Below are 14,440 nucleotides of genomic sequence, written 5' to 3'. Positions count from 1 at the left end.
GCCCTCTCCCCCCGATCTTCAAAAATCTCAATCTATAACATCTGGGCGGGTAAATCGGCCTTATCTGTTACAGATTGAGACAAAATGCAGGCGTCGGGACGAGCGTCTCAATCTGTAACAGTAAGACGACCTTTGGTGGTCTAGATGTTACAGATTGAGACAAACGGCTGGGATGGGTCAAAACCACCACAAAGGCGCCTGTCCCTTTGTGGTGGCGGGGCGTTAGGGGAGAAGCTTCATCGCGGCGTCGTGGGCGGCGTGCTCGTAGGTGTCGTCGAGGGGCTTGAGCGGCAGCAGGGCGGCGGCCTGTGCATCGCCACGGCGCTCTAGGGCATGGGCGATGAGCCAGTCGGCGAGCTCGGGGTTCTTGGGCAGTGCCGGTCCGTGTAGGTACGTGCCGATGACGCCCTTGTAGATGAGGCCATCAAAGCCATCGTCGCCGTTGTTGCCGGTGCCCGTGACGACAGACGTTCCAAGCGGCGTGGCCTCTGCATCGAGCAGGGTGCGGCCGCCGTGGTTCTCGAACCCCACAAAGGGCTCGGGTGCCAGGTCGGTCTTGACGGCGACGTTGCCTATCAGGCGGTCGGAGCCGCGCACGGTCTCGGCGGCGATGACACCTAGACCCTCGATGCGATTCTCGCCCATATAGTACGAACGACCGAGCAGCTGATAGCTGCCGCAGATAGCGAGCAACGAGCCGCCGTCCTCAACATATGTCGCAACCTTGTCCTTTTGAGCGAGCAGCTCGTGTGCCACAGCCAACTGATCGCGGTCGGCACCGCCGCCCATCATGACGATGTCGGCGTCGGTAAGATCGAGCGTCTCGCCCATGCGGACCTCGTCCACGCGCACGGGAATGCCGCGCCAGGCGCAGCGGCGCTCGAGGGCGATGACGTTGCCGCCGTCGCCATAGAGGTTGAGGGCATCGGGATACAGATAGACGATACGCAGCGGGCGCGGAAGCTCGACCGGCGCAATATCGGTGGGGACGGCGCTGCCATCGGTGCGTGTTACGGCGCAGGAGGCAACCGAGCTCGCATCGGCGTCTTTAAGTCCGTCGAGCTCTTTGACCAGCGGCGGGAATGCCGTGTAATTGGCGACGGCGTAGAAGGTGTCATCGGCTGCCTCATCTGCCACGGCGCCGATCGCCTGCTCGATATTCGAGATGATGGCGGCGTCGATGCCGGCGTACTTCAGGCGCACCTGCATGTCGTGCGCGCGCGTACCCCCGGCAAAGGCGATAAGCCCTGGGGTATCGGCGATGCGCTCGAAGTCGACGTCGTAGATCCACGAGACATCGTGGCCGTCGGCGTCGTTGTCATTCAGGAAGAAGGCGCAGAGTCTGCCGCCTGCCGTTTTAATGGACTGGATCTGGCGATCGAAGCCCACGGGATTTTTGGCCAGGTTTGCCTCGACGGTACGGCCGGCAATCTCCCAGCGGCCCATGCGTCCGCCGGCGGGGACGTAGGCATCGAGCGTGGGCTGCAGATGCGCTGCGTCCACGCCCAACTCGCGCGCCGCAAAGAAGGCGGCGGCAACGTTGTAGACCATGTACAGGCCGTTGTAGCGTGTGGCGATGTGCATTGCGGGCGCTTTTGCCTCGGGTCCAAAGGTCAGGTCAAAGCCGTAGCCGTCGCAGCCGAGCTCAACGCCTGTCACGCGACGGACCAGCGCGGGGCGACTCCAACCGCACGAAGGACAATGATAGGCGCCGAGCTGGCCGTACTGCACATAGTCGTACTCCAGCGGCGCGTTGCATTGCGAGCAAAAACGCGAGTCGCTAATGCGATCGGACTCGGTGCCCGTGGCGCCGTCGATGCCAAAGGCGATGCTCACATTGGGGACGCGTGCGGCGATCGAGGCGCAGAGCGGGTCGTCGGCGTTATAGATGAGCGTCGTTGCCGGCGAAAGCTCCAACGCGTGGGCTATGACGTCCTGGGTGTGGTCGATCTCGCCGTAGCGGTCCAGCTGGTCGCGGAACAGGTTGAGCAGCACAAAGTACGTTGGCTTGAGCTTGGGCAAGACGCGCACCGTGTAGAGCTCGTCGCACTCAAAGACGCCTACGCGCTTGCTGCTGGCGGCACGCTTAAGATCGCTGCGGCCCTCGAGCAGGGCACCCACCACGCCCGGCTCCATGTTGTTGCCGGCGCGGTTGCATACCACGGTGGCGCCGCTGGCGGCAACGGCGTCGGCGATGAGGTTGGAGGTGGTGGTCTTACCGTTGGTGCCGGTGACCACCACGCTGCGGTCGACAAGGCTCGCGAGGTCGCTTAGCAGCTCGGGGTCGATCTTCATGGCGATGCGGCCGGGGAGTACGCCGCCCTGGCGCTTAAGGATGGAGCGCAGCCCCCAGCGGGCGATATCGCTCGAAGTGCAGGCGAGAGATGAGCGGAAGTTCATGGAGCCGTTCCTAACGTGAATGACATGGTCGTGGCGATCGTGCCGTTAAAAGCCATAACGGCGCGCAAATTCCTGGGCAAGCTGCGATACGTCTTCGCAAGCGTTGGCCCAGGGGGCAAAGTCGGGAGTATCCGAGATGATACCGTCGGCCTCCCAAACTGCCTGGTGCGAAAGGTCCCAGGGGTCGTGCGGCTCGGGCCGGCAGGGAAGGTACGGCGTCTGATACATGGGGTTCAGCAAAAAGAACGCGCCGCCCTCGCAGCGGTTGGCAAACTCACGCAGGGCGCGTGTCGCCGGGCGCATCTTGTTTGTTTTGAACAGCAGGATCGTGCGGGCGAGTAGGTACCAGGGGGAGTTCTCGAGGGCATCGGCCCCCATCTGCTCCTCGAGCTGGTGGGCCAGGGCAAAAAAGCCGTCCTCGTCTTCCAGACGAGCGAGGGCGAGTAGCACGGTGCCGGCAGCTCGGGTGGGATAGCCTTCCGCCTTAAGAACACGGCGAGAATAGTTGACGGCAGCACGGTAGCGAGCGCTCGCCATGCACAGCTGCGAGATGGCCTCGAGCGTGTGGAGCCACCCGATAAGCGCCGGCTCGCTCACGGTGAGATCGGCCGCCGTCACACCGTCTGCCAGCACCTTGTTGGTCCAGTAGTGCGGGGCCTCCATATCGAATCCGGGCACGCTTTGCCGCAGGTAATCGGCTGTGGTCGCCTCGAGCTTCATCAGGTCGCCCAGGCAGGCGTCGACGGGCGTGTCCGCCAAAATGATGGCAAGCAGCTGGGCATCGAAGACATACGCATCGACGCGGACGATCTTGAGCAGCTCATCGCGCATATCGTCGAACAGGCGGTTGCGCATCTGCTCAAACTCCTCATCGCTGCCCATATCCTCGATACGATGGAGCTCGTCGAGCAGGTGGCGGTGAACGCCGGCATAGGAAAGCAGTGCCTGGGCATGCTCGGTCTGCGCATACTTATGGGGGTTGACGCTCACGTCGTTATGGACAAGATCGCGTGCTGCATCGGTGAGTTCGGGGTGCGACGCAACGTAGGCGCGCTCCAGGTAGGCGGGGATGTAGACGCTCGGATCCATTAGAGGTCTCCTCCCTTAAACGGCAAGCCCTGCTCGGCCGCCCGCAGGATGCGCTCGTCAATCTGGGAACGCACGATATCGTTGGTGGCGACCCAGGCGGCAAAGCTGGCGTTGTCGGGGGCGCCCAAGCCCTCCTGCAATACCGGCGTCGCTTCGGACAGCGCAAGGACAAGCTCGTCGGTGGAGCCCACGCCCACGTTGACGCGGGCATAGACGCCATCGGGAAACTCGGTTTGAAAGTAAAGCGCCTCGGCTGCGTGCGCGCACGAGCGCGCAAGGATGCGCAAGTAGTGCTCGGCGCCCTCGTAGTCCAGCTCGCGCCAGGCAGCGCTCATCAGCGCGATGAGCGTCCACGGGTCTAAGTCGCGCTCCGCGTCCTTGGGACGACGGCGCAGCGGCGTGTTGGCAAGATAGGAGACGGAGTGGGCAGAGCGAAAGCGTTTGAGCTCCTCGGCGGGGTATTCGAGTTTTGCCATGGCGAGCATCGCAGTGTGGCGGACACCGGCCGGATCGTTGGGGGCAAAGTCCAGGCTGCGGTTTGCGGTTTCGAGCGACAGGCGGTAACGGCCGCTAATGAGGGCGCGCGACGCAAGGGCGGCAAGCCAGCGCAGGTAGGGGCGGCGTGTAAGGTCGCCTGCGGCCTCGCGCTCGTAGGGGTCCTGCGCCGAGGCGATCTTGAGTGCCAGGTCGTGCTCGACTTCATCGCGCTTGGATACCAAGTACTGTACGTACTCCTCGTTGGAGTTAGCGGTGAGGGCGGTCAACATGCGCTGAGCGTCCCAGTTGGTCGGGTCGAGTGCGGCTGCCTCGCGAAGCATGTTTTCGGCAGCGGTCTCTTCTTGCTCTGCCTGGGTATCGTCAGGGATAAAGGGAATGCGGTAGTCGACAGCCTCGACTACCTTGGCAATCAGATGTCCGGCGCGGTCGCGGTCGTGCACGATGAGCGGCGCGGGGTTGCGGGTGAATTGTTCCATCAGACGCTCTACGGCAGGGCCGTCGGTGAGCGGGATATTGTCGCGGCGCAAGGCCTCAAGAACGAGGCGATGGCAATCTTCTTGAATGGGATCGAATGCCATGGGGCCTCCTTTGCTGCGGTTAGGGTTCAAATGTCTCTATATAAGGTTCTAGTTTACCCGCATGAGGCACATTGGGAGTGCCGCACTTGGACATGCACCTTTGCACCACGAAGACGGATGTCAAACAAATGTCGGCACCTTGGACGACCGAGTGGTATCACGGTGCCGCAAACGGTCGATTTTTGGCGGCGAACGGTGTGTCTTTTGGAGGGGCACAGTCCTGCCCTGGATATGTGGTCAACCTTGATAAAACGTTTGCCCAGCTTGGGAGTATGAATGCCGCATAAGGGTCTTCAGGGATAGAAAAAACGTTTCATCATTGTCGGCTTTCGGTAAATAACTGACCAACCAGAACGGTAAAATACTATTTGTCTGAGCGTTGAGACGTTTAGACATCGCGCATTGTCATCGCCGGCAACGCGCAAAACGGTCCTAACGGAGCCAATCGGGTGCTCCGTTATATACGCAAGTCTAAGAGGGGCTTGTTTAGGAGGCACAGTATGGGACGTTTTACCAATCCTCGCGATCTGTACTTTGGTGAGGGCGCTCGCCACGAGGTGAAGAACCTCAAGGGCAGCAAGGCCATCATCGTGACCGGCGGCGGCTCCATGCGCCGCGGCGGTTTTTTGCAGGACGTCGAGGCCGACCTTAAAGAGGCCGGTTTCGAGGTCAAGCTGTTCGAGGGCGTCGAGTCCGATCCGTCCGTCGAGACGGTCATGAAGGGCGCCGAGGCCATGACCGAGTTCCAGCCCGACTGGATTATCGCCATTGGCGGTGGCTCGCCCATCGATGCCGCTAAGGCTATGTGGCTGTTCTACGAGTATCCCGAGGAGACCTTCGAGGAGGCAGTCGTCCCGTTCTCCTTCCCGGAGCTCCGTCAGAAGGCTCACTTCTGCGCCATCTCCTCTACCTCCGGCACCGCTACCGAGGTCACCGCGTTCTCCGTTATCACCGACTACGCCAAGGGCATCAAGTACCCGCTGGCCGACTTCAACATCACCCCTGATGTCGCCATCGTCGACCCCGAGCTCACCTACACCATGCCCGCCAAGCTGTGCGCTCACACCGGTATGGACGCTCTGACTCACGCCATCGAGGCCTACGTCTCCACCGCTGGCTCCATGTACACCGACGCCAACGCCCTGCATGCTATCCGCGAGATCGTCGAGTGGCTGCCCAAGTCCTATCAGGGCGATCATGAGGCCCGCCAGCACATGCACGACGCCCAGTGCATCGCCGGCATCGCCTTCTCCTCGGGTCTGCTGGGCATTGTCCACTCCATGGCTCACAAGACCGGTGCCGCCTTTGAGGGCGACCACATCATCCACGGTTGCGCCAACGCCATGTACCTGGGCAAGGTCATCCAGTTCAACGCCAAGGACGCTCGCGCCAAGAGCCGCTACGCCTTCATCGCCAAGGAGATCCTGCACCTCGCCGGCGAGACCGAGGACGAGCTGGTCGAGGCTCTGGTCCAGGAGATTCGCGACCTCAACGACAAGCTCGACATCCCGCAGGGCATCAAGAACTACGGTGCCAAGGGCGTGAAGGCCGACGAGTCCATCATCGATTACGATGAGTTCGAGGCTAAGAAGCACGACGTTGCCGCCAACGCCATCCTCGACGCCTGCACGGGCTCCAACCCGCGCCAGCCGTCTCAGGAGGAGATGGAGCAGCTGCTCGAGTGCGTCTACACCGACACCCCGGTCACGTTCTAATCGGCACACATTGTTCTGATAAGGGTCTCGCGCTCTGTGCGCGGGACCCTTTTTGCTATGGTGCAATCTAACCTGTCCTCAATGCGCCAAGTTGCCACAAGGGGACAGGTGGCTTTGCACCAATCGTTGTTTGATGAAGGGCGGATTCTCGTATGGCGCTTCCTAGGGTTTATGGCGGTCCCGGCCGGTATGTTCAGGGGCCGGGCGAACTTTCGCGTCAGGGCAGATATTTGTCATGGTTGGGCTGCGCTGCCTATGTCTTGTTTGACCAGGGCACCGAGGATCGGCTGTGCAGGCAGATCGTCGATGGATTTCTGGACGAAGATCTAAGCGAGCCATTCTTTAAGATTTACAACGGTCCGTGTACGGAAGAGGCCGTTGTCGAAATGGCCAAGGAAGCCCAGGCTGAGTATTGCGACATGGTGGTGGGTATTGGCGGCGGCAAGATGCTCGATATCGCCAAGGCCGTTGCGTTTTATGCCGAGTTGCCGTTGTGCGTATGCCCCACGGCGGCTTCGATGGACGGTCCGTGCAGCGCGATTTCGGTGCTGTATCACGAGGATGGGTCGTTCGACCGCTACCTGATGCTCGAAAAGAATCCAGACCTGGTCGTGGTCGATACCAACGTGATTGCGGCGGCTCCGCTGCGTATGACGGTCGCTGGTATGGGCGACGCGCTGGCAACGTACTTCGAGGCGCGTTCGTGCGCCGCAGCGCACGGCGCCAACGAGCACGGTGGCGCGCCGGGACACTTAGCCCTGGTCGCGGCACGTGCCTGCTACGACACGCTCATGGAGTGTGGTGTCGCTGCCAAGCGCGATCTTAAAAAGGGTCGTATATCGCCGGCGGTTGAGCGCCTGATCGAGTGCAATATTCTGCTCTCGGGCGTCGGCTTTGAGAGCGGTGGCTTGGCGTTGGCGCATGCTATCGCCAACGGCCTGACGATTCTGCCCGAGTGCAAGGCCATGCACGGTGAGGCCGTGGCATTTGGCCTGGTGGTGCAGCTTCGTTTGGAGCGCGCGCCCGAGCTTGATCAGGTGCTCGAGTTTTGCCAGCGCGTGGGTCTGCCGACGACACTCGAGGAGCTGGGCCTTGGCGAGATTTCCGATGATGACCTGCTGAGCGTTGCGGACGCAACTTTTAAGAACGAGCGCAATATGGCTAACGAACAGGCCAAGGTGACCAAACAAAAGCTCGTGCAGCTCATGTGCGAGGCATAGCTTGGCGCTTGATTGACCTTGTGCAATCGAGGCGGCGATAGGCCGTAGGCTATTTGTCTCAAAGATGCGCCGCATGTAATTTGCCCGAGGCGTGGGCCGATGGCGTATCATTATCTCTTGCTTGTTTGCACTGCTCAGGGAGGGGCCGCGCATGGCGCAGGAACACGATCTGTTTGATGACATTATCGAGATCAGCAAGGGTTTCGACTTTCTTAAAAACCCGCTTGGCGGTGTGACCGATGCGCTCGATCCGTCGGCGCCGCAGTGGAATCCTGCCGACTATAAGGAGCGTCCGCGCGGCAACACCATTCCGTGCCTGACTTGCAAAAACGAAAAGAGTGGCTGCTCCGTGTGCATGGATGTGTGCCCGGTCAACGCTATCGAGGTCGAGGAAGATTCCATCGAGATTCTCGACTCCTGCCGCAAGTGCGGCCTGTGCGCCGCTGCCTGTCCGACCGAGGCAATCATCTCGCCGCGCCTGGCGCCCAAAAACCTGTATGACGACATTGTCTCGGCGGCAACGAGCCACGAGACCGCCTACGTCACCTGCACACGCGCCCTCAAGCGCATGCCGCGCGAGAACGAGGTCGTCGTTGCCTGCGTGGGCGATATTACGGCCGAGACCTGGTTCTCGGTACTGGCGGACTATCCCAACGTGAGTGTGTACCTGCCCCTGGGCGTGTGCGATAAATGCCGCAACACCGGCGGCGAGGATATCCTGGGCGAAGCGATTGCGAAGGCTGAGGAGTGGTCTGGCACGGGTATGGGCCTGGAGGTCGACCCCAAGAGCCTCAAGTGCCATAAGCTTCGCGAGTACGAGCGCAAGGAGTACATGGAAAAGATTGCCCGCACGACGGGTCTGACGGTGACCAAGCTCAACCCGGCGACGGCGGCGCTGGCCTCGGTGACGCAGAAGTTGAAGGCCCACCGTCACCAGATTACCCAGCTCGAGCGCACGCTCAACACCATGTGCGGCACCACGACGGCAAAGCGTCGCCGTTCGCTCACGCATGGGCGGCAGCTGGTGCTTTCGACACTGCAGAACCATCCCGAGTTTGCCCAGAACATGCAGGTGAGCACGCCGGAGTGCGATTTTGACAAGTGCACGTCGTGTGGCGAGTGCGTCAATGTATGCCCCACGTTCGCCTGCGATTTGGTGGGAAGCGGTCGCTTTGCGCTGGAGTCTACGTATTGCTTGGGCTGCGGCGCCTGTGTCAAGGTTTGTCCCGAACATGCGCTCAAGCTGGTCGAACACGATGCGTCCAACTTGGTTGTCGTCGACCCCGAAGCCGAGGAAAAGGCCGCTCAGAAGGCCAAAGCCCACGAAGAGGCCCAAAAGGTAAAAGCCGAGGCGAAGGCCAAGCTCGACAAGATGCTCGACCAGGTGGAGAAGCTCGCGGACTAGCCAGCTACCCCAATCTCTGCTTCATTTGCGCCGCCGCGTTGTCCGGATTCGCCCGGATGCTGTGGCGGCGCTATACTTATGCAGTTTGAAGTACCTGTACCAAAAGGAGCTGTCGTGTCCCTTTCCATCGGTATCGTGGGCCTGCCCAACGTGGGCAAGTCGACGCTGTTCACCGCGCTTACCAAAAAGACCGGCCTTGCCGCCAACTACCCGTTCGCCACGATCGACCCCAACGTGGGTATCGTCGATGTGCCCGATAGCCGCCTGCAAAAGCTCGCCGACATTGTCAACCCTGGCCGCATTGTGCCGGCCACGGTCGAGTTTGTCGACATCGCGGGCCTGGTGAAGGGTGCCAACGAGGGCGAGGGCCTGGGCAACCAGTTCTTGGCAAACATTCGCGAGACCGACGCTATCTGCGAGGTCGTGCGCTATTTTAAGGATCCCAACGTCATGCGTGAGGTGGGTCGTACGGGCGAGTTCGTCGACCCCGCCGGCGATGCCGACACCATCATGACCGAGCTTATCCTGGCCGACATGGGCACGCTCGAAAAGCAGCTGCCTAAGCTCGAGAAGGAGGCCAAGCGCGACAAGGAGCTCATGCCCAAGTTTGAGGTCGCCAAGCGCCTGCTCGCCTGGCTCAACGAGGGCAAGCGCGCCGCGTCCATGGAGATGACCGACGAGGAGCGCGCCGCTGCCAAGGGCCTGTTCCTACTCACCATGAAGCCCATCTTGTATGTGGCCAACGTGGACGAGGACATGCTCAACGAGGACCTGGCGCCCATCGATGGCGTCAAGCCACTGCCGATCTGCGCCAAGATCGAGGCCGAGCTTTCCGAGCTCGATCCCGAGGATGCGGCCGACTACCTGGAGAGCCTGGGCCTGGAGCAGCCCGGCCTGGACGTGCTCGCGCAGGCAGCCTACAAGCTGCTCGGTCTGCAGTCGTTCTTTACGGCTGGCGAGATGGAGGTCAAGGCCTGGACGGTGCGTCAGGGCGCGACCGCCCCGCAGGCCGCCGGTGTCATCCATACCGACTTTGAGCGCGGCTTTATTAAGGCCGAGGTCATTGGCTATGACGACTACATCGAGCTCGGTGGCGAGCAAGGCGCCAAGGCTGCAGGCAAGCTGCGCATCGAGGGCAAAGAGTATGTCATGGCCGATGGCGACGTCGTGCACTTCCGCTTTAACGTGTAAGGACGGCGAGCATGTTTAAATATGGAAAAAAAGCTGGCTACATGGGCATCGCGCTGCTGGTGCTTGCAGTGCTTCCGCTGGTGGTCGCAGCGTTTGTAATCCCCAACATTGGTCCCGAGGTGGCAACAAAGTTTAATGCTGCCGGTGAGGTGACGCGTTGGGGCAAGAGCTACGAGCTGCTGGCATTGCCGGTGCTCAACCTACTGCTGAGCGTGGCGACGTACTTTACGGCGGGACGCCAGGCAAAGAACAATGAGGACTCCGCCGCCATGGCGCGCATCGTGTGCGAGCGCTACCTGCGAAACGGCTGCATCACGGGCGCATTCCTCAACGTAATTAACGTCTACTTTATGTATTCGGCGATTACCGGCACAGGCTTTGGCCTGGGCTTTTAGCTTGCGCCTTTAGGCAACGAGCCTGCAAGCATATTCGATGGCTGCTGCGAGGCCGCCGCTCGATCGTGGTTGAAAGACCACATCGGCGGCGGCCTCGTTTTCGTATCCGGCACCGCGAAGGCAGAGCGCGATACCGGCTTCCAAGAGAAGGGGCAGGCCACACTGGCTGGTTGCTATTACGGCAGCCTGATTGAGTGAGCAGCCGTGCGCTTGGCATTGGATGGCAAGTTCACCTTGCGCCGGGCAAGGGACCAAAACGGCGGCGACGCGACTTGATAGCAATGCAAATGCTGTGCGCTCATCGGGCGAAAGGCATTCTGCTTCAACGACGACGAGCTTGGGCGGTGCGCTGTTTGTGCGAAGCGTGGCTCGGTACATGCGGACCGAAGAACCCGACATAGAAAACTCCTGTATATTGGGCAAAACGTAAACTATAGTTTACGTTTTTGTTTTGCTCCATTTCAAACTCGTCTGCATGAACGAACATGCGAAACAGATTCTTGGCGAGCGAGTCGAGCGGACGCGCAAGGCCCTTGGTATCTCCAAGGTCGATTTTTGCGTGGCGGTTGGAATCAGCCGACCTTATCTCGATCAAATCGAAAACGGAACGGCAAACAGCACGCTCGAGATTTTATTTAAACTTGCGCCCGCGCTTGGCATGACGGTGTCAGAGCTCCTCGAGGGCATTGAGTAGGCGTTTTTGCTAGATTTGTCGTTTGCTGAACGGGTCCCCCCGACGGCGGCGTGCAAAAACCCGAGTATTCAGCATCCCTCAATAAATTGACAGCAACCGAAGGCGCAAATACGATGCTTGCTGTTTTGGATTATCCACAAAATACATTATTATGAGGAATAATTGACGCGTGGGACGAGCCTATCGAACCGAAAAGCGATTTACAGCTAGCGGTTTTAACGTTTCCGGAAGGGGCGGGTGCTGAAAACTCCGCTTTTTGCACGTTCCGAGAGGTACCACGTGCCCTACAAGGCCCAAAGAGGCGGATTTTGTTTTAGCTACACCATCGGGATGCGGTCATGGTTGACCTGGCTGTAGAACAGGCGCTGAATCTCGGCCGCATCACGTGACTGGCCGAGCGCCCACATGGTCTTGGCCACGAGCGTTTCGGTGGTCATATCGTCGCCGCGTAAAATACCCGGATGGTCGGCGTAGGCACGGCCGACCTCATAAACACCCAGATCGAGGCCCTCTTCGGGGACCTGTGTGGTCATAACGACGGTGCGACCCGAATCGACCCAGCGGAAAATCGCCTCCTGGAATGACTCGCCGGACTCGCCAAACTCGGGAATACCGCCAATGCCAAAGGTCTCCAGAATTACGGCGTCGTAGCTATCGGTCAGGGCGTCCAATATGCCTGGATTCACGCCGGGCGTGAGCTTAAGGACAAACACGCGCGGGTCGATACGGTCGTAGAAACGAACCGGGCTCTCATTCTGGTGGGTGCCGTGGAGCCCGTTGCGCACGATGCGGTCGTTGCGGATGTAGGCAATGGGCGGATAGTTGACGCTAATGAACGCGTTAAAGCTCATGGTGCGCTGCTTGCGAGCGCGCGTGCCGGCGATGGCCACACCGCCAAACACGATTGAGACGTCGTGCGAATGCTCGTCAAGCGCATAGAGCAGGCTCTGGTACAGATTGAGCTTGGCATCGGTAAAGGGGTTGCCCATGGGCTTTTGCGAGCCGGTGAGCACGATGGGCTTGGGGCTGTCCTGAATCAGGTAAGAAAGCGCCGCCGCGGTGTAGCTCATGGTGTCGGTGCCGTGCAGAATCACGAAGCCGTCGTGGTCGGCATAGCCCTCGACGATGACGTCGCGGATACGCATCCAGTCACTCGGACGCATATTGGTGCTGTCGATGTTCATGGGCTGCACGACGTCGAGCTCGCAGAGGCCCGAGATCTCGGGGACGCTCTGGGCGAGCTCCTCACCGGTCAGGGCGGGAGAGAGGCCGTTGCCGTCCTCGGTCGATGCGATGGTGCCGCCCGTGGCGATGAGAAGGATGCGCTTCATGTTGGTGTTCCTATCGTATTTGCCGCCCCAGAGGCGGAGTCGTTCGGCAGTATTGTGGCACAGGGCGTCCAATGTTCAAACGTATTACATCATCTGTAACGTTTGGTAACACTTCAATTGCCGTCAAATAGGGGCCCAGGTCGTGCGTTTGCCGTGCGCTGATGGCTGCGAGGGACGAGAAACCCCATATAACGTGTACACTATGAAAGTTATTCTCGTTTATTCGCGCGGGTGGGCATCGGCTCCCCGCCAACAAGAGGGGGAAACCATGGATCAAAAGGCTTCCGCAAAGGTCCTCGTACTCGACTTTGGTGCGCAGTACGGTCAGCTCATTGCCCGTCGCGTCCGCGACCTCAACGTGTATTCCGAGATTGTTCCCTGCGACATCTCGGCCGATGAGATTCGCGAGATGAACGCCTCTGCGCTCATCCTTTCCGGCGGCCCGGCCTCTGTGTACGCCGAGGACGCTCCGTCCATCGATCCTGCCATCTTTGACCTGGGCCTTCCCGTCCTGGGCTTCTGCTACGGCCATCAGATCACGGCCGTGACGCTCGGCGGCAAGGTCGGTCACTCCGAGGTGGGCGAGTACGGCCGCGCCACTATTACGCGCACTGCCGGCGCCAAGCTCTTTAACTCCACGCCCATGCAGCAAACCGTGTGGATGAGCCACCGCGACGCCGTGTCCGAGGTGCCCGAGGGCTTTACCGTTACCGCCAGCACCGACGTGTGCCCGGTTGCCGCCATGGAGTGCCCCGAGCGCAAGATTTTCACCACGCAGTTCCACCCCGAGGTCAAGCACTCCGAGTACGGTCAGCAGTTGCTGAGCAACTTCCTGTTTGAGATCTGCGGCCTGGAGCCCAACTGGAGCATGGACAACCTGGTCGAGACCATGACGGCCGAGTTCCGCGAGAAGGTCGGTAACGACCGCGTGATTCTGGCCCTGTCCGGTGGCGTCGACTCCTCCGTCGTGGCTGCGCTGGGCGCTCGCGCTGTGGGCAAGCAGATGACCTGTGTGTTCATCAACCACGGCCTGCTGCGCAAGGGCGAGCCCGAGCAGGTGGAGGAGGTCTTCACCAAGCAGTTCGATGTCGACTTTATCCACGTTCACGCCGAGGACCGTTATGCCGAGCTTCTGGCCGGCGTGACCGAGCCCGAGGAGAAGCGCCGCATCATCGGTACTCAGTTCTGGAAAGAGTTCTTCGCCGTGGCGCAGCAGCTCGAGACCGATGGCAAGCCGGTCAAGTACCTGGCTCAGGGCACCATCTACCCCGACATCATCGAGTCCGGCGCTCGCAAGACGGGCGGCAAGACGGCCACCATCAAGAGCCATCACAACCTGATCCCGTTCCCCGAGGGCGTACACTTCGACCTCATTGAGCCGCTTGATCACTTCTTTAAGGACGAGGTCCGCGCTCTTGGTCTGGCACTGGGCCTGCCGGGTCATATCGTGTTCCGTCAGCCTTTCCCGGGCCCGGGTCTGGCCATCCGCATTATCGGTGCGGTCGACAAGGAGAAGCTCGAGATCCTCAAAAACGCCGATGCCATCGTGCGCGAGGAGCTGGATGCCTACAACCAGCGCCTGTTTGAGCAGACCGGCGAGCGCAACTCCGAGCACAGCTGCTGGCAGTATTTCGCGGTCCTGCCCGACATCAAGTCCGTTGGCGTTATGGGCGACGAGCGCACCTATCAGCGCCCGATCATCCTGCGTGCCGTCGAATCCAGTGATGCCATGACCGCCGACTGGGCCAAGCTGCCCTACGATGTGCTGGCCCGCATTTCCGGCCGCATCGTTGCCGAGGTCCCCGGCGCCAACCGCGTGTGCTATGACATCACGTCCAAGCCGCCCGCGACCATTGAGTGGGAATAGGAGAAAATTGGGAATAGAATTCCCAATTTTAGTAGGAACAGCGTAATTAGGTACGCG

The 14,440-nt window shown here is 60.5% G+C and carries 12 protein-coding genes; 7 read left to right on the top strand and 5 right to left on the bottom strand.

Features of this window, described 5'->3' with window-relative positions:
• Positions 1 to 222: 222 nt before the first annotated feature.
• Genes ACTNBB_RS00390 through ACTNBB_RS00380 form a run of 3 tightly spaced genes read right to left on the bottom strand, consistent with a single transcriptional unit; the run spans position 223 to position 4,565 of the window.
• A complete protein-coding gene (locus ACTNBB_RS00390; RefSeq protein WP_441056347.1) occupies positions 223 to 2,400 on the bottom strand; it encodes a MurT ligase domain-containing protein in 2,178 nt (725 codons plus the stop codon).
• A 45-nt stretch (positions 2,401 to 2,445) separates the two neighbouring features.
• On the bottom strand, positions 2,446 to 3,489 hold the full coding sequence (locus tag ACTNBB_RS00385) for a hypothetical protein (protein WP_441056346.1): 1,044 nt from the start codon (positions 3,487 to 3,489) through the stop codon (positions 2,446 to 2,448).
• Positions 3,489 to 4,565: a hypothetical protein gene (locus ACTNBB_RS00380; RefSeq protein WP_441056345.1), complete on the bottom strand. Its 1,077-nt coding sequence runs from the start codon at positions 4,563 to 4,565 to the stop codon at positions 3,489 to 3,491. Before ACTNBB_RS00380 ends, ACTNBB_RS00385 begins: the two co-directional genes overlap by 1 nt.
• A gap of 500 nt (positions 4,566 to 5,065) precedes the next feature.
• Between ACTNBB_RS00380 and ACTNBB_RS00375 the strand changes: the two genes are divergently transcribed.
• From ACTNBB_RS00375 to ACTNBB_RS00355, 5 genes are all read left to right on the top strand, one after another.
• Positions 5,066 to 6,280, top strand: coding sequence for an iron-containing alcohol dehydrogenase (locus ACTNBB_RS00375; RefSeq protein ID WP_117794788.1), 1,215 nt, complete (start codon positions 5,066 to 5,068; stop codon positions 6,278 to 6,280).
• A gap of 152 nt (positions 6,281 to 6,432) precedes the next feature.
• Positions 6,433 to 7,500: a glycerol dehydrogenase gene (locus tag ACTNBB_RS00370; RefSeq protein ID WP_441056344.1), complete on the top strand. Its 1,068-nt coding sequence runs from the start codon at positions 6,433 to 6,435 to the stop codon at positions 7,498 to 7,500.
• A gap of 151 nt (positions 7,501 to 7,651) precedes the next feature.
• Positions 7,652 to 8,905 carry a 4Fe-4S binding protein gene (locus ACTNBB_RS00365; protein ID WP_441056343.1) on the top strand — a complete coding sequence of 418 codons (1,254 nt, stop codon included), beginning with the start codon at positions 7,652 to 7,654 and terminating at the stop codon, positions 8,903 to 8,905.
• 114 nt (positions 8,906 to 9,019) lie between these two features.
• Positions 9,020 to 10,096, top strand: coding sequence for a redox-regulated ATPase YchF (gene ychF / locus ACTNBB_RS00360; protein ID WP_089572784.1), 1,077 nt, complete (start codon positions 9,020 to 9,022; stop codon positions 10,094 to 10,096).
• 11 nt (positions 10,097 to 10,107) lie between these two features.
• Positions 10,108 to 10,491, top strand: a complete 384-nt coding sequence (locus ACTNBB_RS00355) for a DUF1648 domain-containing protein (RefSeq protein WP_154517947.1) — start codon at positions 10,108 to 10,110, stop codon at positions 10,489 to 10,491.
• Positions 10,492 to 10,500: 9 nt separating this feature from the next.
• Here ACTNBB_RS00355 and ACTNBB_RS00350 read toward each other — a convergent pair whose 3' ends face one another.
• Positions 10,501 to 10,890, bottom strand: a complete 390-nt coding sequence (locus tag ACTNBB_RS00350) for a hypothetical protein (protein WP_195838610.1) — start codon at positions 10,888 to 10,890, stop codon at positions 10,501 to 10,503.
• A 76-nt stretch (positions 10,891 to 10,966) separates the two neighbouring features.
• Here ACTNBB_RS00350 and ACTNBB_RS00345 point away from each other — a divergent pair, with 76 nt between their 5' ends.
• Positions 10,967 to 11,185 (top strand): helix-turn-helix domain-containing protein, encoded by a 219-nt coding sequence (locus ACTNBB_RS00345; protein WP_154517944.1) that lies wholly within the window; start codon positions 10,967 to 10,969, stop codon positions 11,183 to 11,185.
• A 317-nt stretch (positions 11,186 to 11,502) separates the two neighbouring features.
• On the opposite strand, the gene ACTNBB_RS00340 is transcribed toward ACTNBB_RS00345, so the two are convergent.
• On the bottom strand, positions 11,503 to 12,516 hold the full coding sequence (locus ACTNBB_RS00340; RefSeq protein ID WP_427795021.1) for an asparaginase: 1,014 nt from the start codon (positions 12,514 to 12,516) through the stop codon (positions 11,503 to 11,505).
• Positions 12,517 to 12,784: 268 nt separating this feature from the next.
• Between ACTNBB_RS00340 and guaA the strand changes: the two genes are divergently transcribed.
• Complete coding sequence (gene guaA, locus ACTNBB_RS00335) at positions 12,785 to 14,383, top strand: glutamine-hydrolyzing GMP synthase (RefSeq protein WP_427719448.1); 1,599 nt, start codon at positions 12,785 to 12,787, stop codon at positions 14,381 to 14,383.
• Positions 14,384 to 14,440 lie beyond the last annotated feature (57 nt).

It is taken from the genome of Collinsella sp. HCP28S3_B9 (genome assembly GCF_052066095.1).
Classification (GTDB): domain Bacteria; phylum Actinomycetota; class Coriobacteriia; order Coriobacteriales; family Coriobacteriaceae; genus Collinsella.
The sequence above is the reverse complement of the archived record's forward strand: the minus strand, read 5'-3'. Positions and strand labels throughout refer to the sequence as shown.